This window comes from Blastopirellula sediminis, from assembly GCF_020966755.1.
Classification (GTDB): Bacteria; Planctomycetota; Planctomycetia; order Pirellulales; family Pirellulaceae; genus Blastopirellula; species Blastopirellula sediminis.
Window position 1 is genome coordinate 1,467,289 of sequence record NZ_JAJKFT010000004.1, and the last position, 20,349, is coordinate 1,487,637.

The window sequence follows — 20,349 nt, forward strand, 5'->3', positions numbered from 1 at the left end:
GCTACGCGTCGCCTCCCGATTCAATCACCCAACTTAGATTCACGCGAACCGTCTTGCCGCCTGCTCCCTTCTGCTCTAGATCGCCCAGCAACTTTTTGGCTGCTTCCAGAGTCAGGCCTTCTTGCGAACCTTGCTCAACAAGCTTGTCCTTGCTTTTAGGCAACGGTTTCACGGGTGGGGCCGCAATCGGCGTCTCTACTACTGGCTGAACCTTCGCCAGCTGCTTTTCCAAAAGCCGCATCGCCTGCGAATGCGCTGTCTTTAGGGCGGGAGCAAGTGATATGACATGCTCGTCGCTGGCAAGCGCCTTGTCCACTTCTCCCAGAATCCGTTGTGCTTCCGATTGATACTCTTCCGGAAGTTTGCGGATCAGCTCAAACGTCTGCCAGCCTGCGGTGTCTAGGTTCCCTTCCAGCTCCGCCGCCTTGGCGACGCACTCGCCCATCGACGCCTCGCTCGTCTCGATCGTCGCTGTGGCCAACGTCTTGACGATCGCACCAGAGTCCGCAGCGCACAACTTACCAACCAATACCTGCGTCGCATTGGCGGTTTTCATGCGGTCGGTCGATTCCGACGAAATCCCAAACTCCGCCATGCGCTGTTTTAAGAGCTGAGCATACGCCTGACACGCTTTCTGCACCGCGGCGGCCTTCGTCTTGCAGCCGCTGGAGAGCTGGCTGACGTTGCCGGCGCTCAGTAGCTTCAGGCCGGCTTCACCAAAGATGCTGCCGGCACGCTTCAGGGCAATCTCCCAGTCCGCGGCTTCCGGCAGGTTCTCTTTGCGGAGTTCACACTCGTCCGGGATCTTGGTAAGGGAAGCGTCCGAGTAGGGCCCGCCATGCTGATAGAACGACTGGCTGGTTTGCGCCGCGTACATCAGAATGACCAGGTTCTCCGCCTCTTTCGGCAGCCCCATTGGCTTTGGATCATTGATCCATTCGCGTAGCTTACGGACCGAAATCGCCCCGCCTGCTTCGGCTGTTTTCCGGCCAAAATGCATCTTCCAATGCTGTCCCAGCACGAAGTGGGTCGCATCAGTCCCCATCTCGCCCAGCAGCAGCGGCACAGCGATCTGGCGCACGATCGGCCGCATCGTCTTGTCGATCGCCAGGCGGCCATCGGTCGTCTGCGTTGCCGGCAAGATCTGCTCGTAGACCTTCTTTATCGAATTCGACTTGATCTCGGTCTCGAAGTGCGGCGCAGCGGGAAATTCGTGCTCCAGCGCCTGGCTCAGCAAGTGCTGCATCGCGCCGGCTAGGTTGGGTGCGACCGGAGGACGCGGAATAAATCCTGGCGAGAGCGACATATAGTGCTCGGCCAAGTCCAAATCGTGCGTCGTATCGAGCGATCCCTGCATGACCGACTCCAGGCCATACGCCGAATCCAGGTGGTTCTGGACTCGCTGGCGCAGTTGGCTCCGTTGGCTATCCAGGACCGACTTTGCCGCCTGTTGATCTTGGGGCGAAAGGTGGCTGGAGTATTGCCCAAACCGTTCCCCGGTCAGGATATGTTCCAAGATCACCAGCATTCCCAGGTCCTTCTGCGCCTCCAGGCTGAAGAACGAAGGGACCCAGCACATCGTCTTGCCCCCTTCAGGTTGGATTTGCAGGAACTGCTGGATCTTGCTCAGGTCGTCCCGCGGACCATGCCCAGGCTCATCAAACGGGAAGTCAATGATCAACTTCCAGTCTTCATCGTCATTCTCCAGCGATGACGGCGGCAACTCGCGAATGTTCTTGAACAGCACCTTGCAGTTGCGTTTCGTGTTGCGCCACCAGAACTCATGGAATTGCTCGAACTCGCCCTCTCCCTGAATGCCGACCTGCTCGAACAGCATCTGCCGAACGCGGCGAATCCGATTCCCCTGGTTATCTTCGCGCCGGGCCTGCTCGATGATGCTTTCGGTATCAACGCCAGAAAGCTGGACCGTAATCGTCGGGTTGGCTTCTTCACCAATACGGATTTCGCCAACGCTCGCCGCCCAGGTCTTGCAGCGGCGTAGCACTTCGGCCGCTTCTTTGCCTTTGATCGGTGATTGAATCGTCCCATGATTCAATGCCGACAGCTTCTCCGCGGTGAGTGCCCGCAGCGACTCCACCTCCGGCACCAGCGCCGAAAGCAGCAACGTCTTGATCAATCGGTCGTCATTCCGAAACGCGCTGCGTTTCGGATCATCGTAGGGAAGCTCTTCCACATCCTCGCGGCGCATCCCATGTTGTTTTTCCAAGACCGGTAACAGCTTCTGATGGTAGAGCCGCTTGGCGTTGTCAAAGTGGATCGCCATTTCCTGGCTGAACGCCTCGTCGCCGTGCGCCACCACGTCGAAGAGATCCCCAACCGGGATCAATTCGCCCAGCTTCAGCGTATCCCGGTGGTCGACCAGCAGCTTTAACATCACCTTCAGGGCGGTCCGCTCACGCTGCAACACGCTGGAGACCGCGATCAGCGTCTGCACCAGGGCCGGGCTGAACGGATAAACCTGACGAAACATCTGCCGATCCCCTTCGCGGGTCAGCAGGATGTCCATCACGTTGTCCTTCATCTTGATCGTCTGCTCGAAAGCCGCGTCCATTTCTCCCTTGGCGGCGCTACTTCGGCATTTCAAGACGCGTTTCTCAGCGATCGCCGGCAGGTTGCGGTCTTCCAGGGTGATCGTGTCGAATCGCCCCTGTTGCCAGTCGAGTGAATCGCTGAAGCCGAGCTTTTCCGCCCCCGGCACATGGTCGCCAACCAGGTCTCGCAGGTCACGCTGTCGGGCGACAAAGCTGATCAGTGGGATCGGCCGCTCCGCCGACTGCGCTTCGACCAAGTTTGTCAGCTTCGCCGCTTCCCGTTTGACGAACCCCAGATCGGCCGAGTTCGTCGCCAGCCACAGGATCAATTCGTCCAAAAACAGGATCAGCGCATCGTAACCTTGGCTCTTCGCATGTTGGCTAATCAGCGACAGCCCTTTGTCGAACCGCACGAAACTTCCGCCCCGATGGCTCATCACTTCGGCATGCGAAGAGGCGACGCTCTTCAGCAGCGCACTGACTAGCCGTAGGTGCTCTTCCGAGTCAGGCGGGGCCGCCGCGGCCGCTTCAAACGAATCCGCGTCCCAGGCCGCTTCCAGGTCTCCCCAGCCTCCGCCACCTCCTTGTCCTTCATTCAGCCGCTTGAAAAACAGCTCGTCGCCGTAGTTCTGACGCTCCGCCTTCACCTGTTCGATGATCGCCGTCGAGACGTAGACCGGAGGAGTCGGAGCCTCCGGGTGCAGGCTCCGCATGAACTCAACGTAGTTCCCCAGCACGCCCGACTCCATGTCGTGCGCCCCGATCATGTGATACGGCACCAGCAGAAACTTCTTGCCCGCCAGCCACTCGTTGTGCTTCTGGATGACGCTGGCCAGTTCCGGAATCCCCCGCGCAGCCGCGTTCCCTTGCAGAATTAGATGCAGTACCGCCATGAAATGGCTCTTACCGCTACCGAAGCTGCCGTGCAGGAAGGTCGCCTTGCTGGTCCGGTTCTGCAGCGCGCTGCGGATGAAGGAAAGGGCTGAGTCGTAGCATTTGGCCAACTCCGGCGTCACGACGTAATTGTCGAGCACCACCTCTGGGCGTTTAATGTCTTCGGCCAAGCGAAGGACGAAATCCCCTTTTTGCAGGTCTTCGGGGATGTCGATTAGTTCTTTGATTAGGGTCATTGTATGGATGCTAAGAAATTTTCCATGAGGTCGCGTCTGGCTAAAAAGACTCAGCGTTTTGCGGATTTAACAAATCGTTTGCCAGCGAAGTCGAAGTGAGCACTATCGCGTTATTCATTGAATTGCTCGGGGCAAAGAAAACGAACCTGCACTCCAACTTGATTCAATGCGTCCCTAGCGTGCCACCAATCGGAATCCGTCGCGTTCAGTATGGGCGGCGCGTATTGACTCTTTAGGGCGACCACAACAAACTTTCTGTCCGAAAGGTCAAAATCGGCCAAGCCCTCGTCATCGGGAAACTCCTCGAAACCCTTCGGATTGCCGTTCAGTGGTGTTACCTCGACCATCTCACAGTGGTCGGGATTTCCTTGGTTGTCAAAAATCCATTTCATGAAGAAGTCCCCCACGCCAGGTTGGCCTGCCAAACTGAGGTTGTTCATGTATTCCTGCATGATGTGGTAGAAATTGTCGATGCAAACGATTCCGTTGCGAGCCTCTTCCAACGCGGCAACGCACTTAAGTACACACGTCGGCGAGGCTTGCGGACAATTAATCTCGTTGGCGGCGATAGCCACGTTGGTATCAACTACGTACGCATTCATGGCATTTCTTTCAATCTTCGTTTCATTGCGGCGTCAGTGATTGCCTTCATCTCTTCGAACTCGTCGCCAAAGAAATCTTTCGGCCAATTCTTAATGTTGCCGAAAATGTCTAGCTCCAATCTCGAAAGTCGGGAATGACCTTCGTCTGTGTCGCAGAAGTACAACGCCACATCTTGGCTTGACAGCGTCTCCTCGGCAATTCGTCTCTGAAGTCGTCGAAGAAGGTGCTCGCTGTGGCTTTCTAATATGATCTGTATGTTGCGGGTCTGTATCGCATTGATGAAAACATCCGCCAATCCCGTTTGAACCATGGGATGCAGATGAATTTCGGGCTGCTCCAGCACCACTACCGAACCTTCAGGAACGTAATAACACAGAACCAGGACGGGCAAGATTTGCGAGACGCCAAAGCCTACGTCCGTGATTGAGACCTCAGCGGATTTGGGGCCCTTTCGGACTTTTACCTCATAGAAATTGCTGTTCTTGGAAATCCGCTTCACTGAAAACGAGTGAATCAACCCTAATTCCTTGAGCCAATATGCAACTTGCTCTTCGAGAGTTTTCTTTTTTTTGTATCTTCCTGGATCGATATACGGTCCACGGGCTCGGGAGGATAGTAAGGCGTCGACCGCACGCTCGCCACGCTGCCCCATGTCGTCTGGTTCCGCTCCGGACCAGGTATAGGCACGTTTGGGAAACTCCCGAAGTGGCCCAAGGTAATAAAGCCGCTTGAACAACTCCTCGAATTCGAGTTGTAGGTCCGCTAAAAAGCTCGCATTCTGGTAGTAGGAGAAGACTTGGTCTGGAAATCCGTAGAATTTGGTCGGAGCTGGTAGGTCCCAAGCTCGTCCTTGCATTCTCTTCAGCTTGAAATCGCCTTTGGATTTAAGGTTGTACTTTCCGTTGGCTACTCCCTTTTTTTCCATAGTGAATTCTTCCGAATCCAATGTGTACGTAACAGAATCAACTCTTGGCAGATTTTCCCTTGTGCTGCTCAGCTTGCAATTCAATGACATTTGATCGCCGGAGAAGAGCACGGCTTTCTTTTTCGACGGATTGATTACGTCAAGCGCCTTTGGCAAAGTCCAGGTAAGCTCGAATTCCATGCCCGAGGAAGGTTGGTGCTGATATACGAGGTCGTTAAAGCTTCCCAACTGGACGAGGCTTTTCTCACCACCAACCTCTAGAACCAACGCTCGGTCTGTCGATTCCGTCGTTTGCCGAAGCATAAGTAACAATTGCAAGATGCTCGATTTGCCGGAGCTATTTGTCCCGAACAACCCGGTAATTGACGAGAGTCTCATCCGGTTAATTCGTGACCATGACTTGAAGTTCGTGGCTGATAGTTCGGTGATCATCGCTAGATGTCTTCCTTATTGGTTGGCCAATTAGCCCAATGGAGCAGTGCTTCCCTTTGAGACTTCCGCGTGAATGCAAATTGACATGTTTTGGCCGTAGTTCGTTCGACGAGCTTGTGATTAACTATTCGCTTTCTTGGTGCCGCGTTTAGCTTTTTTCGCCGGAACCCACGCGCGCACTTCCTCCACCGTCATCCCCAGCCCCTTGGCTTCTTCGGCCACAAACCCTTCAAACACTTCGTCCATCCGCTGGCCGTAGGTTTCGTCGACTTCGTGGTGCCATTGTTTTAGCCAGGGGAGGAGTTCGACGATGCTGGCTAGTAGCGGGACTAGGCGGGGATCGTCTCGGCCGCCGTGGCGTTCTTGGACGTCGACGAAGTAGGCGCTGATCGCTTGCGCTTGTTGCAAATGGTTGTAGCCGGCCCAGGCCAGCATCAGGGTTCCATCGGGGCCGTCGCAGTGGGGGAAGCTGATCCAGCGTTCTTTGGGGACGTCCAGTTTGCCGCGGAGCGCCCAGTAGCGGGCTCCGCCGCTGGAGAGGAAGTCGCCGCTGGTGTACTTCGGCGGGACCGGGATCGCCAGAATCGCGTCGAGGTTGCGGTCGTCCGCCCGGGCAGACTGCGGCGTCTCGGTCTGCCACTTGGCGATCTGCTGCCGCTGCTCGTCGGTCAGGTCGTAGTCAGCAAGCGAAACCTCCTCGCCGGCCCGCAGCTTGTCTTCCAGCCGCTGAAGCTGCCAGGTGTTCTCCCATTCGGCCCGCTTCCGCAATCCGGCCGGCTTGTAGCGCAGGACCGGCAGCAGCGGGACCTGCTCTCCCTGCACCAGCTCCACGACTAGTCGCTGAACGTCGAAGGCAGGATCGTCGCGGTAGACCTGGCCGACTTCCATGAACTCGCTGTCATGCCGTGCCGCATCAGCGAGCCTGGCGATCGAAATCAACTCGACGTCGAACTTGGCGGTCGGCTTCCCTTCGTCGTTCATTCGCCCGTCGAGGTCGAAGTAGCTTTCTAGGCGATTGACGAGCCACATCTGACAAGCGTCCGCCAGTTCATTTTCTGAACGCTGATGGTTAAACAGGCCCTGGCGACCAATCCAGCGGCGCTTGTACATCGAACTTTCGATAAGGCGCAATTCTTTACTGTTGCGAATTGCTTCGATTCGGCGACTCCAAAGGTCCTGGATCGCTTGAGACCAAGCGTTAGGAATAGAGTCGGGTACAGCGAATCCGTCCTCGTTATTGTTTACGACCATGCAAAACGGTCTGTCGCCAGGAGTCATTTCCTCCAATGTGAATGAGACCTCCGTCCCAACCAACGAATCATCGACTAAGTCAAACATGCGATAGGTCGCAAAGTCCAGCTGTTCTTGTAAAAAGACCTGTTCGGACCGAATTCGACGACGTTTTGCGGTTGCATCCTTCCAACGCGACCGGATTGAGTCCGCGTCGGTGATAACACCGCTTAGTATTTCGTCCGGTGAGAATGATGCAAACTGCTGAGTGAGATCGTCAATTCTTTGGCTTAGGTGAAGAACTCGTTTCCGCAGTTCTCCATCGACCCAAGTGGATGGGATCGGCATTTTTCCAAGGGCTGTCCCATTGAACGCATACGGCACTTTGGCTTTCGATTCGATCCGAATACCGTCGCCCCCCATCATTTGCTTTTGATGGCATACCTGTTTCATCCAAAAGCAGGCAGTAGAGCTGTTTAAAAGTCCCAGTAGAGTAAGATGATCTTCCGCGGTGGTACCTTCCGGCAATTTGATAACAGGGGCAGTACGGTTAAACACCTTTCCGCCGCGATCCAGAACGAAGTGATTGTGAGTGGCGACTTCACCGTAAGTGATCGACAATGGAGTCCGGAACCGATGAGGAAGCCATTGTCCATACTCAAACCACTTCATTCCTGCTTGCACTTTGGTTTTCCCTCCAAACATTAGCGTATTCGCGAGCGTAGTTCGGCTTTGCCATAAAAATCGAAGAGACAAATGAGCGAGCGAATCCGAGATGGGCTTCCCATCGTCTTTGTAAGGAAAAACCAAGTGATCCCCGCTCTCTGTATGCCAATCTCGAACTTCATCCCCCGAAACGTATCGTCGATGCTCGTTCGTACTTAACATGCTGCGACGCATCGTATTAGGCGGGTTTACATAAATATCATCGCCTTGCGTTGATGCCGTTCTGCCTATCGATTCGACATGTTTTTGTAGAAAAGAGCGTGCGGAGTCTTCGAGTCGTAATCGTAGTTCAGCAGCTCCCCCACCACCGATCGACCACGGGTGCGAATGAAACAGTTCTCTTTCGGAATCTCGGACGCTAATGAAATCGCTTTCGGTGTCGGCCTGGTCGAGTTGTTTCAATATTGCAGTCCATACCATTCCCTTGGCCGGATCGTCTGGTGTGCTCGGTTCGCCCCGAATTCCCATCGCCGTTCGGATGGTAGTAGATTTCGGAATTCGGTTTCGTCCAAGCAGGATTACAGTTGGAGTGCCGTGGCCCGGAACGAACGCCCCACTTGTGTCGATTACGTGCGTCAGGTCGATTTTTGGGAAAAACGATTCGATCAGCTTTTTGCCAAACTCTCGTTTCATAAAGCTATTTGCAGTAATTTGGCCGATATACCCGGAGGTTGGATCTTCGTTGCTTGCCAAACGAAACAGCAGCTCCATGAATGGCACGGCCAACGAGTACTGCATATGGCAGGTTTCTGGGTAGAGCTGGCGATACGCTTGGCCGGCTGCGCGGTCCTTGGGGGTAATATACGGTGGATTGGCAACCACACAGTGATAGGTGCCACTGCGAAGAATCTGTCGCAACTCCGCCGCGTCTTCCGTAGCGAAATAGTGAGCCTCGTCGGTCCAGTCCCCAAGCGTCTTCTGCTTAGCGCGACCGTGAAACAACGAATCCCCTATCGCAAGCCGGAACTCATAGCCGGGGGAGTTGCCTAGTCGCTTTATTCCCTCTGCTTGCATTGCCGCGAGAAGCAAGCGAAACCGGGCGATCGCAATTGCGAACGGATTAACGTCGACGCCATGCACGCTGAGTAAGGCGCGTCCGACTAGCTCCCTTACTTTGGTACCCGGCTCCTGCTTCTGCCACCGAGCCAAAATCCGCTTGAACGCTCCCAACAGAAAATGCCCGCTGCCGCAGGCCGGGTCGATCATTTTGAACCCTTCCGGCTTGGCGTCGAGCCCGAACTCGTCCAGGGCTGGTTCCAGCGTCCGATCGAGAATAAACTCTTCGACGAAGTCAGGCGTTTGCAGCAGGGCATACTTCTTCCGCGCCGCTTCGCTCAGGTCTTGGTACAAGTCGCCCAGGAAGCGGGTGTTCCAGTCGGGATCGGTGAAGTCGTGGATCAGCTCGCCGCTGTTGGCGTCGATCTTTTGAAAGAACTTCAGCAGTTCGCCGGCCGCATCCGGTCCCAGCCAATTGGGAAGCTGCCGCAGCGGATTGTGCTGGCCAAAGACGTCCCGTGTGCCTGGCAGGTCGGCCAACTGATCGAACACGGCGACCAGGTATTCCCGGTCGGTCAGCTTGGCCCGCTCGGGATCTTGAAAGAAGAGGATATGCTCATCCCGGGCCTGCTGGAGCCGTTTGCCCGGCCCGGCAATCTTGGGCGGATCGATCAGCGCGTTGTCTTCCAGAAAGCGAACGAAGACGCAAGACAACACCCAAGCCGCCGCCGTCTGCGTAATCGCATCGGACCGCCAGGTCTCATAGTTCAAAGCGGTCCGCTCCGCCTTCTTCGCCCGAGCATACTCCTCGCGCAGCGTCTTCCCGACTTCGGGAACGTCCGAAGATTTACTCCGCTCCAGCAAGTCAGCTTCGAGCTTTTTGAGGAGCGATTGGAGATCAGAAAGTAGGGCTTGGCGGTTGATCATTTTGGAGCGGTCAGCGGTTAGCGGTCAGGTATCAGCTTTCAGCGGTCAGGGGATAAGGTTTCAGCGATCAGCAGTCAGCTGTCAGCCAGAGGGGAGAGGACTTAAGGTGGGTCCTGATCCCAATCCTGAAAGCTGACTGCTGATCGCTGAAAGCTAATCGCGATTAGCGATTGTCCTTGGTTCGGAGCTTCTGGATAAATGCGGAGAGCATTTTCTTCACTTCGCAAGTTTGTTGGTTTAGTTGTTCATAATTGGGTTGTTCGAGCATGTTGAGATCGCGAGCGAGCAGTAGGTGGTATTCGAGTTCACTGGCGGAACCGGTTGCGATTTCGAGGAATCGACGTAGTTCGTTGTCGCCGTTTCGCCCGCATCCTTCGGCGATATTGGCGGGAATCGATGAACTCGATCGACGCATCTGGCTTTTCAATCCAAATCTCTCTTCGCGCGGAAAGTTGGAAGTCGCAGAGTAAATCGCCAGCGTAAGCTGGTGACTCTTCTCCCAGACTTGAAGATCGCGGAATGCTTTCAATGTCGGTGTTCCTCTTTGACTTTTAGCTGTCAGCTTTCAGCACTCAGCTTCTCTTGTTTTGCTCCTAAACGTTCATGTTCGCCAGCATTGCGTCTCTTCATTCTTCCCTGACAGCCGATTGCTGACCACTGACAGCTCTCCACTATCCCCCTGACCGCTGATCGCTAAAAGCTGACAGCTCTCCCTTAGCCCGGTGCAAATTCTGAATCCAGCTCTCGGGCACGCGCGCTCGCTGTCCCGGTCCAATTAACGGTACCGGCTTGCCATCGATCATCGCCTGGCTATCGCCGGGCAGGAGGAGCCACAATCCGGGAATCCCACCGGGACGCCCGACCTTCTGCGAGAGACGGCTGAGTAGGTCCATCTGCCCGTACCGTGCGAGCATGCCGGGATACGCGAGAAGCATCGTTTTCTCCGCCGCCAGCAAATCTTTCTCGACGCTAGGCATCGTTCTGCTGACCAGCATCATCAGCTTGTCCCAGTCTCCTTGGTTGGGCTGGGTGTCGGTGTTCAAGACCAGATCCCACTGGACCTTGGCCTTCTCGGCGGTCGCCTGAAGCGAATCGAGGAAGAGCCCCTCGAAGTCGACGGGCTGCAAGGGGAAGCGGCGGCAAAGTTCTTCACGGGCACGCTCGTAGTATTTTGGGTTCACCAACAAGGCGAGGAACGCCCCTTCTTGAGCGGATCGCTGCAACCGTTCTTCAAACTGCCGCGCGTCGGCGACCTCGGGCGTAACGTCGCCGGCCGCCAGATGGCTGGAGTTGGTGGGGCGGCGAATGGCGGTTTCGGTGCCGCTGGTGACGGCGCTGAATTCTCGCACGGTGCTGATGTAGCTGCCGACGCCATTTTTGCTGGTCGGGTCCCAGCGGAATTCAAAGCCGCCTTGTCGAAGCAGTTCGTCGAGCGCTTCGCCTTGCGGGAGGGGAGCCGCTTCGGGATAGCGGCCGCTGACTCGGTCTTGAATTTGTTCGACAGTGAGTTGCTTTTGACCCAGGAGCGCCCCTTGCGAAAGCTTGAGGGCACGAGCCGCGTCCATGCCGCGGGGGTAGAGTTCTTGCCGGCTGGAGAGCGCCGCCTGTTTGGAGGCTTCGGCGGCTAAGCGGACCAGCCGAGCGTCGGTCAGGGGAATCGTGGACGCCGCGGAGATTTGTCGCAGGCGTTCGACCACCCGGGCTGGAGCAAGGAGCGGGTCTTCGGTCGCGATCTTGTCGGCGACTTCTCCCAGGCGGATCGCGTAACTGGCAAGTTCGGCGTTGAGCGAAATCAGGACGGAGTCTTCATCGCGGCGAACGAGATAGCGAGGCTCGGCCATCGAGCGTTCGACTTCGGTGGCGGCGCGAACGACTGCCTGGGCGAGCTGCGTGCGGAGCGGTTCGTCGTGCGTTGACCCGCGGGCGACGAGAATCGCGTCTCCCAACTCGCGAGCCGACATGACGCCGCCGTGGACGCGAAGGGTATCAGCGAGATCGGCGCGAAGGCGGCTTAGCGGGCCGTACTTGGCCCAACGCTCCCGGAGCTTACCGACAAATTGCCCAACCCGGGCACGCGTGATCCCAAGTTTCTCGGCAACATTCGTTTGGCTAATCCAGGCGTCCCCGTTCTCCGACTCAAAGCCGAGCAGTAGCTGAACCGTTTGCTGGAAGTTGTCGCCATCCGCACTGCCTGTTTTGCGGAGGCGATCGGCGAGAAGGTCAACGCTCAGACTGCCGGCGTCAATCGTTTCGTCTTCGTCGGTGCTGCTGTCGGGAACGAGTTGTTGCCCTCCATCGGGCTGCCCAAGCCGCTGGCGGAGAATCTTGACGGCGGCGGCGATCTCGCGACGAGTTTTGTTGCCGACGCCACGCAAGCGGAGCAGCCGTCGCATGGGAACGGTCAGCAGGTCTTCGACGGTGAGGATGTTGGCGCGATCGAGTGCGTTAGTGGCGCGAGTTCCGAGGCCGAGTTCTGTGATATGGGTATCAAAGGTAACGTCGGACAGGAGTTCTTGCAGCGTCGCTTCGTCGGCATGACCGGAGAGTGGGCCGCTCTCGTCGAGTCCTTCAAAGCATTGTCGCCAGGATCGCAGCATGTCCTCGGCGTTATCGAAGCGGGCTTTTGTGTCGCGACGAAACGCTTTGCGGAAAAATGCCTGGAGCGAATCGCGAAGGCCCATCTCGAACAGCTCGGCGTCGATGGTGATTTCGACATCCGAGGCGAGATGGGATGGATCGGTGGTGCCGTCGCCCCAGACTGGAAGCGTTCCGGTCGCCATCTCGTAGAGGGTAATTGCGGCGGCGTAACGCTCGGCGTGTAAGTCCCAGCGGGGCGGTTTGCGGAGCGGAAGGAGCGGATCAAGGTACCCGGTCGTGCCGGCGCGGATGTTTTCGGCCGGCGTTCGCGAAAGGGAGAAGTCGAACAGGACCAGGTGGAGCTTGTTGGCGCGGCCAACCATGCCGACCGTGATGTTGTCTGGCTTGATATCGCGGTGGGGTATGCCTTGCTCTTCGAGGTAGTTCACAACGCCGAGCAGGTCTTCACCAAACCGATGGAGCAGATCGATATGGAGTCGGCCTTCTTTCCGCATCCGCTGACCGAGAGTCTCGATCAGGCGTTTTTCCTTTTCGGCATAGACGGGACGCATCAGGAAACCGAAGTACTGACCGACTTCCAGCAGCTCGACGACGTCAACGATGCACGCGTGCCGCATTTCCTGTTTGCGGAGGACGTCGGCTTCGTCCTTCAGCCGGGCATTGTGATCGGGATCGTTGGCGACCTTGAGGATAAAGTCTTGACCTTCCCTTTCAACCAGCAGGCCCACGGAGGAGGCCCCTTGGCCAAGCCGGCGAACAACCTTGTATCCGCCTGGCAAGAGATCGCCGATCTGAGCACGCGACGGATCTTCGACGTAGTCGTGATCATCTGACGTGAGAGCATTCTCGAATAAGTCGAGATGCTCAAGGAATTCGCCAATCGTCCCCATCCGATCGGGAACAACTGGGTGAGTGGCCAGACGAATCATCTCTTGGAGCCACTCGTCGGCCCCGTTGAGAACGGAACTGATCTGAAGGCCTTTGGTTTCGCGTAGCTTCTCGCTGAGTTCGACGGCGTTGGCGGCAGGAACGACGCCGGAGAAAATGTGATACGCGATCGCGCCGAGCGAGAATACGTCAAGCTGTTCGCCGGAGTTAGCGTCAGTCAAAGCCTCCGGGGCCATGTAACCGGTCGCGGCGTCATCGACCAGGCGATCGATATGCGACGTGGCCGTAACGCCACGCGACACTCCGACCGAGGTCGTTCCTTCACGATAGCCGATCTGCCAATTGAAGATCTTGATCCGGGGAGCTTTGTTGTTGTGGGTGGTGACCAGGATGCTTTGCGGGCAGAGTCCGCGATGAATTACCTTCTTTTCATGCGCGTAGGCGATGACCTCGGCGATCTGGCGAACGAGATCGAGCTGAACGTCAACGCTGAGATCGCCTTGGCGTTGGCTCAGATAGTGGTCGAGCCGGATGCTGGAAGGATCGTGTTCAAAGAGTAGGGCTGGGCCTAGCTCGTGCTCGGTGAACCCAGACGCGCGGAGGATGCCGGGATGCTCTAGGGTTTCTAGGATTTGGTATTCGCGCTGGGCCGCACGCTGGATCTTGTTGCGATCGTCTGCTGAAGCTTCAAGACGGACCAGGTAGAGCCGGACGCGACGCTTGCTATTTTCGATCTGCGTGTGCGACGCTTGCCAGTCTTGGTAGCCTGGGCCTTCGTCGATCAGCTGTTCAAGCAGGTAGTCATTAACTTTGCGCATCCGCTGCGATGGACGAATGCCCGCCTGGTCCATCGCCTGGCTGACGACTTTCGCCATCGGGCGGTCGTGCGTTCCCTTGGCGTAGGATTCGACGCCGGGGCACTCGCGTCGCAAAAGGGCAGCCATGATCCCTTGCCGGGCCGGCTTGTCGCCGGAGGCTGGGCGATCACGGAGACAGACCCGGAGTCGTGCATTACCCTGGAGTTCGTTCCGCAGTTCGGGAGCGGAGCAGAATACGAGAGCCTCTACAAATGGCGGCTGCCCCTTCTTCTTGAAGGCCTTTTGACGTTGAAGGAGGGAGCGGAGCTTTTTCGCCTTCAGGTTGGCGGAAACGAGCGGATTGTCGACGGTAGAGTACTTGCCGTCCGTGTCCCAAGTCCAGGTACCGGCGTCGCCTAAGAGCCGCCCAGGGCGACTTTTGATTTCAACGAGGAAGAAGCCCTGCGGCGTGAAGACGAGCAGGTCGACTTCGTTGATGCTGCCGTCGTCAGCGATGAACTCGAAATTGGCCCAAGCCCGGTAGGGATCGTGAGAGGGAAATTGCTCGCGCACGAAGTCCAGGGCATCCCGTTCCCAGGAGTACTTCGATTCAGCGACCGTCGTCCAGTTGTTCGTTTTTGCCATCGATTCTTCGCAGCCCTACGAGCGAATTCAGGGCAAGACTTCACTTCGCCTTGCGTTTTGGCGTTTGTTGTGCGGACTGGGCAAGCTCGAGCAGGACTTGCTCCAAGTCTTCGCGCTTATAAAGGCGGTATCCGTTGATCGGGTGCCGGTGCTCAGGAATCTTTCCCTCTGCTCCCCACTTCCGAACCGTGTTTGGAGCAACGCCCAAGATTTCCGAGGCCTCATGGACCTTCACATACATTTCTTTGACGCTCACAGCGGGTCCCCATGTCGCCCTAAGGAGTGGCATCTCTCAATGGTGCAAACTTTACCAACACCTGCACCAAGGAGCAATTAGGTGGGGGTGATTTTAGCGGAAACGGGCCGGTTAGGGGCACGGCTCGAGATGCTCCGCAAATTGGAGATTCGTCGAGCTAAATCTTGGCCGTTTTCGCGTCAAGAAACATGAACGCCGCGGCCTTAGCTGCTGGCGACAACACCTCAACCCTGGATCGGACATCAGATCGTCGATTCGGGGCTTTTGCATTTCTTGTCCGTTCCAATTTCCAAGGGAGGTTACCTATGTCCCACATCGTCCGAATTCAAACCGAGGTCCGTGACCCCGTAGCGGTCAGCGCTGCCTGTGAGCGGCTCAAGCTGCCCCAGCCGTCGCAGGGCGTTTTCAAGTTGTTTTCGGCTCAGGCGGCCGGCCTGGGGATTGAGCTGCCTGGCTGGCGGTACCCGGTGGTCTGCGATACGGCCAACGGGCATGTTCACTTCGACAACTACGGCGGCCGCTGGGGCGAGCAAGCCCGGCTGGACGCGTTTCTTCAGGCGTATGCCGTCCAGAAGGCCTCGCTGGAGGCGAGGCGTCGGGGGCATACAGTCCTTGAGCAGCCGCTGGAGGATGGCTCGATCAAGTTGACCGTCCAGATCGGAGGTGCCGCGTGAGCAAGACCATCGAAATCATCGTCGCGCCGGATGGCGGGACTCGCGTTGAGACCAAGGGCTTCACCGGGGCCGACTGTCGCCAGGCAAGCCAGTTTGTGGAATCGGCGTTGGGGCAGCGAACTGGCGAGGAGCTGACTGGGGCATTTTACCAGCAGACGGAGAGCGAACAGGTGCGGCAGCAGAACTACTGATTGCCACCCAGAATTCAAAACTACTTTTTAAAAGGAGGCATGCATTGAACCTGCGAGAACAACTTTCGGAATACGTCCGAGCCTGCTTTACCGGGGCCTGGATCGAATCGCACGAGCACCAGGAGGCCATCGCCGAGATTGCCCAGCTTTGTCGCGACGAGGGCTGGGTGATGACGCATTGGGATATTGAGTGCGGATTTCAAGCTGAGGGCCAAGGCAGCCAGGAGTCAGCTGCGGGCGATCCGCTGACGGCAGTGCGAGCGGCGGGGGCGATGGCGTCGCCCGATCAAACGAGTCTGCTGGTGCTCCAGAACTTCCACCGGTTCGTTGGCTCCGCCGAGGTCATCCAGGCCCTCAGCCGGCAGATCGTGGCCGGCAAGCAGACTCGGACGATTTTGATCGTTCTGGCACCGATCACGCAAATCCCACCCGAACTCGAAAAGATGTTCGTGGTGCTGGAGCACGCCCTGCCGGATCGCCAGCAGATCCTGGAGATTGCCCGCGGGATCGCGACGGAGCCGGGAGAGCTGCCGGAAGATCCGGCCCTCCAGCAAATCCTGGACGCCGCGGCGGGCCTGACGCGGGTGGAGGCGGAGAATGCGTTCAGCCTCTCGCTCGTTCGCCAGCAGCAAGTCACGGCCGATACGATCTGGGGGCTGAAATCGCAGTCGCTTCTGAAGGGCGGATTGGTGTCGCTGCATCGCGGCACGCAGGACTTCGACGGCCTGGGAGGTATGGCGGCGTTGAAGGCGTTTACCAGGCGGGTGTTGCGGCAGCCAAGCCGTGACAATCCGCGAAAGCGGGCTCGCGGCGTTCTGTTGCTGTCGCCACCTGGTTGCGGCAAGTCCGCGTTCTGTAAGGCGCTTGGGAAGGAGGTCGGTCGGCCTGTTTTGATTCTAGACGTCGGCAGTCTCATGGGGTCGCTCGTCGGTTTGTCGGAAGAGCGAACACGTCAGGCGCTGCGGATCATCGACGCCATGGCTCCGGCTGTGGTGATGATCGACGAGGTCGAAAAGGCTTTTGCCGGCGTCAATGGCATCGGCGATTCCGGCGTCGCTTCGCGAATGTTCGGCATGTTTTTGTCGTGGTTGAATGATCACGAGTCGGACGTCTTTGTGGTTTGCACTGCAAACGACGTCTCGAAGCTGCCGCCAGAGTTCGCACGAAGTGAACGATTCGATGGCGTCTTCTTTCTCGACCTGCCCAGCCGCGAAGAAAAGGATCGCATCTGGGCCATTTATCGCGATCTGTATGAGATTGATTCCGACCAATCACGACCAGACGACGCCCACTGGACCGGGGCTGAGGTGAAGTCTTGCTGCCGCTTGGCGGCATTGCTGGATCTTCCGTTGGCCCAGGCCGCGGAGAACGTGGTGCCTGTCGCCGTAACGGCCGCGGAGTCGATCGAAGGGCTCCGCGCTTGGGCAAGCGGTCGCTGCCTTTCAGCCAGCCAGCCTGGCATCTTTCAACACAAGAGCGAAGCCCCGAAGTCGAGGCGTCGCGTCAGCCGCGATCCCTCGGCCAACTAGCTGCAACACTTATTTCATTTCAGCAAGCCGGCAATGTCTCCCAGGAGGTGTTCGCCGGCTTTTTTTATGGAGAACCCTTATGTCTACGATGCTTGATGAACGCCGATCGCAATCGCCGCCTGAGCGGCTGCGGATGACCATGGCGGCGGCACGCCTCAGTTTTACCTGGCTAGGCGTCCGCAAGTCCCTCAATCCGCAGCAGCGGGACCAGGCGGCTGACTCGTTTGGTGCGGAGGGGAAATTCGTTTCGGCGGCGAAGAAGTTGCTCGACACGAATCACCCGAAGTTCAAGGAAGTGACCGCCATTCGTGGACGGGCCATTTCGTATTGGAAGGGGGTGTCGCTGCCCTTTCCGGAGACCGGCATTCGCCTAATCCGGCAGGACATGATCAACGAGTTCGACGGCCAGATCGACCGCTTTCGCGAAGAGCTGGACGACGCTGTGGCCGAGCTGGATCGACACTACGACGAACTGCGAAGTGCGGCCCGAGATCGCCTGGGAGATCTTTTCGACTGGAACGATTACCCGCCATCGCTGGTCGGAGCGTTTGCGATCGAAAGGGACTATCCGTCCGTCGACGCGCCGGCCTATTTGCGGCAGATCAATCCGGAATTGTACGAGGCCGAATGCCGGCGCATGCAGTCCCGGTTTGAGGAGGCGGTGGAGCTGGCCGAACAGGCCTTCACAGGGGAATTGGCCCAGCTCGTCGACCACATGACCGAGCGGCTTAGCGGCCAGATCGATGGCAAGCCGAAAGTCTTCCGCGACTCGGTCGTCACGAATCTCAGCGATTTCTTCAGCAAGTTCCGCCAGTTGAACGTCCGCTCCAACGAGCAGCTCGATCAATTGGTCGAGCAGGCTCAGAACGCTGTACGCGGTGTTGAGCCGCAGCAGCTGCGGGACGATCAAACGCTGCGTCAACGTGTCGCCAGCCAGATGTCCGCAGTCCAGGCCAGCCTGGACCAATTGCTGGTCGATCGCCCTCGCCGCAACATCCTTCGCCGGCCTCGCTAAAGGAGCCGGTCATGCAGATTGTTGTCAGACCAGACGGCTCGACAAATTGCATTTATGGCGAGTTCGTGGATCTCAGGGCGTTGGGCAAACTGGCGATCGCTCGCGGAAGCCATGTCGAGCCCACGGCGGATGGCCAATGGACCGCGGACATGTCCCCTGTAGACGGACCGATCCTAGGACCGTTTCCAAGTCGTAGCGAGGCCCTCGACGCCGAACGCGCCTGGTTGGAAGAGCACTGGCTCCCCAACGCTCCTTAGGCCTCTCTCCTTTTCTCAACTTCTTGCGCCCCTTCGGGCGGTGTTTTTATCACGCCGCCTCGGACTCGGGGCGGCGTTTTCTCACTTTTGGAGATTACGCATGACGCAAATACAGATCAACGAACTCGTCGCCGCCGCAACCGGAGATGACCTTCGCGAAATTCGCCGACATGGCTTTCAAATCGTCGGAATGCATGAATTCGACCTGGACGAAGAAGCTGTTCCGCAGCTCGTCGACTGGGACGAGGTTGATCGGCGGCGATACGCCTAGAGCTTCCGCCAACCGTCAGTAGCCGATTTCACAACGCCATCGCAACTGAGCCGTGGCGTTTTTTCCACAACAAGGACCATGCAAGATGATCACGATATCAGGGACTGTACTTCACCAACTACGCACCATCGTGCGTAAGGGGCTTGGCGTCAGCAAACGGCGTCCCGGCCCCAACATCAATTTCGACGCGAATCATGCTGGCTTGCGAATTCGCGTCATCACCGACAACAGCAGGATCGAGCATTTTGTTGCTGGCCAATTCGCGTCATGCAAATTTGCGGCCTCATTTGATCTGTTCCGTGAGTGCGACGCCGGCAAGGCGTCCGAGGTCTCCATTCAACCGGAAGGCGACCAGGTGGTCGCTTCGTGGGTTCAGGCTGGAATTCCTCAGACGGTTCGATCGCCGGTCCAAGAACCGGACGACGTACCCACGACGCCGGATTCGTGGTCTTCTAATTCCGAAGAGTTGCTCACCGCGATCCAAACTGCGTGCGGCACAACCGATCGGGAGTCTGGGCGTTATGCATTGAGCCATCTCCGGCTCCGGGGAAGCGACGGACAAATCGCCGCCACCGATGGCCGGCAACTGTTGGCCATCGGCGGTTTCGATTTTCCCTGGGAAGGTGAGATCCTGATGCCGGCCAGCAAGGTCTTCGATTGCGCGGATTTGAGCGGCCATCGAGGCGTCGACGTTGGCGTTGCAGGAGACTGGGCAGTCATCCGGACGGGGCCTTGGGCGCTGTGGCTGAAAATCGAGCGAACCAAGCGTTTTCCGGAGATCGATTCGATGCTCCAGGATTCATCGCAGGCCCCAACGCTTCTCACTGTCTCTGAGCCCGACGCCAAGTTTCTTCTGGATTCGCTGAAGCACCTGCCCGGAGACCGGCAGGCCAGACGGCGATAGCTCTTCCACGACGAGTCGCGTATTGGCGACTGCTCCGCGGGAAACGGTCTTACTTTTCCAAACTCCGTCACGCAGCCAACTGATCGTCAAGAATTCGGTTTCCTCGTCGATATCTTGTTGGCGGGCAGAAATAATCACAGGGGCAGGAATCGTGATCGCTTCCCCGCGACGAGCTACCCCTTCGGGAGTTACTATCCAACCAGTGGGGATCGCCAAGGATTCATCGACCGGTAGGTCCGAGAACATCTCGGCGAGCGTGCGATCGTCTCCCTCGTACCCGGCGTTGAGAAATCCGTCGAGTTCCCGCGAGATTCGCTTCGCGTGGCTTACGAGGTCTCGTTGGCTTTCTCCTTTGATGCCGAGTTCCCGCAGCCGTGAGAGGATGCGATTGCAGGCGACGTCGATCGCGTTTCGATAAAGCAAGGCCGCGGTTTCCAAAGAGACGACCTTAGCGACCTCGTAACGCTTAATGTCGTTGCCCCGGGGGATCAGTTGCAGAATGGCATCGAACAATGAGGATCGTGCGGTACACCCTTTGCCCGCGTGAAAAGCGACCTTTTCGTCGTGTGCGGCGAGAAACACCAAAGCCTCAAGGCGATCGTCGGCCGGCCATTTCAGTGCGGCCTTCAAAGATATAGCGACGTCACCGTAGTTGGACTGGAGTCGCTCATCGAGCTGGAGCCGGAACTCACGGTTACGAAGTTGCGAGATTTGAATCGTCTCGCGCTTCTTCGCGATCTGGAGTACGAGTTCCGGAGGTTTTGACGTGACGGCGGCGTGCGGAGTGGGTACAATAGGCATGT

At 57.5% G+C, this 20,349-nt stretch carries 14 protein-coding genes; 6 read left to right on the forward strand and 8 right to left on the reverse strand.

Features of this window, described 5'->3' with window-relative positions:
• Position 1: 1 nt before the first annotated feature.
• The 7 genes from LOC68_RS09615 to LOC68_RS09645 form a co-directional block, all read right to left on the reverse strand.
• Positions 2-3,682, reverse strand: coding sequence for a hypothetical protein (locus LOC68_RS09615; RefSeq protein ID WP_230218085.1), 3,681 nt, complete (start codon positions 3,680-3,682; stop codon positions 2-4).
• A gap of 110 nt (positions 3,683-3,792) precedes the next feature.
• Entirely contained in the window at positions 3,793-4,284 is a 492-nt protein-coding gene (locus LOC68_RS09620) for a hypothetical protein (protein ID WP_230218087.1), read from the reverse strand.
• Entirely contained in the window at positions 4,281-5,642 is a 1,362-nt protein-coding gene (locus LOC68_RS09625; RefSeq protein WP_230218089.1) for an AAA family ATPase, read from the reverse strand. Before LOC68_RS09625 ends, LOC68_RS09620 begins: the two co-directional genes overlap by 4 nt.
• Before the next feature lie 120 nt (positions 5,643-5,762).
• Entirely contained in the window at positions 5,763-9,521 is a 3,759-nt protein-coding gene (pglX, locus tag LOC68_RS09630; protein WP_230218090.1) for a BREX-2 system adenine-specific DNA-methyltransferase PglX, read from the reverse strand.
• Between the two features lie 163 nt (positions 9,522-9,684).
• Positions 9,685-10,050, reverse strand: a complete 366-nt coding sequence (locus tag LOC68_RS09635) for a four helix bundle protein (RefSeq protein WP_230218091.1) — start codon at positions 10,048-10,050, stop codon at positions 9,685-9,687.
• Between the two features lie 142 nt (positions 10,051-10,192).
• Positions 10,193-14,449 carry a BREX system serine/threonine kinase PglW gene (gene pglW / locus LOC68_RS09640; protein ID WP_230218092.1) on the reverse strand — a complete coding sequence of 1,419 codons (4,257 nt, stop codon included), beginning with the start codon at positions 14,447-14,449 and terminating at the stop codon, positions 10,193-10,195.
• A 40-nt stretch (positions 14,450-14,489) separates the two neighbouring features.
• Complete coding sequence (locus LOC68_RS09645) at positions 14,490-14,738, reverse strand: MerR family transcriptional regulator (protein WP_315858994.1); 249 nt, start codon at positions 14,736-14,738, stop codon at positions 14,490-14,492.
• A gap of 272 nt (positions 14,739-15,010) precedes the next feature.
• Here LOC68_RS09645 and LOC68_RS09650 point away from each other — a divergent pair, with 272 nt between their 5' ends.
• The 6 genes from LOC68_RS09650 (at position 15,011) to LOC68_RS09680 (ending at position 19,546) form a co-directional block, all read left to right on the forward strand.
• Positions 15,011-15,379 (forward strand): DUF1257 domain-containing protein, encoded by a 369-nt coding sequence (locus LOC68_RS09650; protein WP_230218093.1) that lies wholly within the window; start codon positions 15,011-15,013, stop codon positions 15,377-15,379.
• On the forward strand, positions 15,376-15,570 hold the full coding sequence (locus LOC68_RS09655; protein ID WP_230218094.1) for a DUF2997 domain-containing protein: 195 nt from the start codon (positions 15,376-15,378) through the stop codon (positions 15,568-15,570). The genes LOC68_RS09650 and LOC68_RS09655 overlap by 4 nt, the downstream gene beginning before the upstream one ends.
• 44 nt (positions 15,571-15,614) lie before the next feature.
• On the forward strand, positions 15,615-17,099 hold the full coding sequence (locus LOC68_RS09660) for an AAA family ATPase (protein ID WP_230218095.1): 1,485 nt from the start codon (positions 15,615-15,617) through the stop codon (positions 17,097-17,099).
• 79 nt (positions 17,100-17,178) lie between these two features.
• Positions 17,179-18,114, forward strand: a complete 936-nt coding sequence (locus tag LOC68_RS09665; RefSeq protein WP_230218097.1) for a hypothetical protein — start codon at positions 17,179-17,181, stop codon at positions 18,112-18,114.
• 357 nt (positions 18,115-18,471) lie between these two features.
• Positions 18,472-18,642 carry a hypothetical protein gene (locus LOC68_RS09675; RefSeq protein ID WP_230218101.1) on the forward strand — a complete coding sequence of 57 codons (171 nt, stop codon included), beginning with the start codon at positions 18,472-18,474 and terminating at the stop codon, positions 18,640-18,642.
• An 85-nt stretch (positions 18,643-18,727) separates the two neighbouring features.
• Positions 18,728-19,546, forward strand: coding sequence for a hypothetical protein (locus LOC68_RS09680; protein ID WP_230218102.1), 819 nt, complete (start codon positions 18,728-18,730; stop codon positions 19,544-19,546).
• On the opposite strand, the gene LOC68_RS09685 is transcribed toward LOC68_RS09680, so the two are convergent.
• The gene (locus LOC68_RS09685) at positions 19,442-20,347 is read right to left on the reverse strand and encodes a hypothetical protein (RefSeq protein ID WP_230218103.1); all 906 of its coding nucleotides are present in this window, start codon (positions 20,345-20,347) and stop codon (positions 19,442-19,444) included. The genes LOC68_RS09680 and LOC68_RS09685 overlap by 105 nt on opposite strands.
• Positions 20,348-20,349 lie beyond the last annotated feature (2 nt).

What these genes read in the sequence shown, in the direction of transcription:
- LOC68_RS09650 (WP_230218093.1), top strand. Translation starts at nt 15,011, where the DNA reads ATGTCCCACATCGTCCGAATTCAAACCGAGGTCCGTGACCCCGTAGCG.
- pglW (WP_230218092.1), bottom strand. Translation starts at nt 14,449, where the DNA reads ATGGCAAAAACGAACAACTGGACGACGGTCGCTGAATCGAAGTACTCC.
- LOC68_RS09675 (WP_230218101.1), top strand. Translation starts at nt 18,472, where the DNA reads ATGACGCAAATACAGATCAACGAACTCGTCGCCGCCGCAACCGGAGAT.
- LOC68_RS09685 (WP_230218103.1), bottom strand. Translation starts at nt 20,347, where the DNA reads ATGCCTATTGTACCCACTCCGCACGCCGCCGTCACGTCAAAACCTCCG.
- LOC68_RS09625 (WP_230218089.1), bottom strand. Translation starts at nt 5,642, where the DNA reads ATGATCACCGAACTATCAGCCACGAACTTCAAGTCATGGTCACGAATT.
- LOC68_RS09680 (WP_230218102.1), top strand. Translation starts at nt 18,728, where the DNA reads ATGATCACGATATCAGGGACTGTACTTCACCAACTACGCACCATCGTG.
- LOC68_RS09615 (WP_230218085.1), bottom strand. Translation starts at nt 3,682, where the DNA reads ATGACCCTAATCAAAGAACTAATCGACATCCCCGAAGACCTGCAAAAA.
- LOC68_RS09645 (WP_315858994.1), bottom strand. Translation starts at nt 14,738, where the DNA reads ATGCCACTCCTTAGGGCGACATGGGGACCCGCTGTGAGCGTCAAAGAA.
- pglX (WP_230218090.1), bottom strand. Translation starts at nt 9,521, where the DNA reads ATGATCAACCGCCAAGCCCTACTTTCTGATCTCCAATCGCTCCTCAAA.
- LOC68_RS09620 (WP_230218087.1), bottom strand. Translation starts at nt 4,284, where the DNA reads ATGAATGCGTACGTAGTTGATACCAACGTGGCTATCGCCGCCAACGAG.
- LOC68_RS09665 (WP_230218097.1), top strand. Translation starts at nt 17,179, where the DNA reads ATGTCTACGATGCTTGATGAACGCCGATCGCAATCGCCGCCTGAGCGG.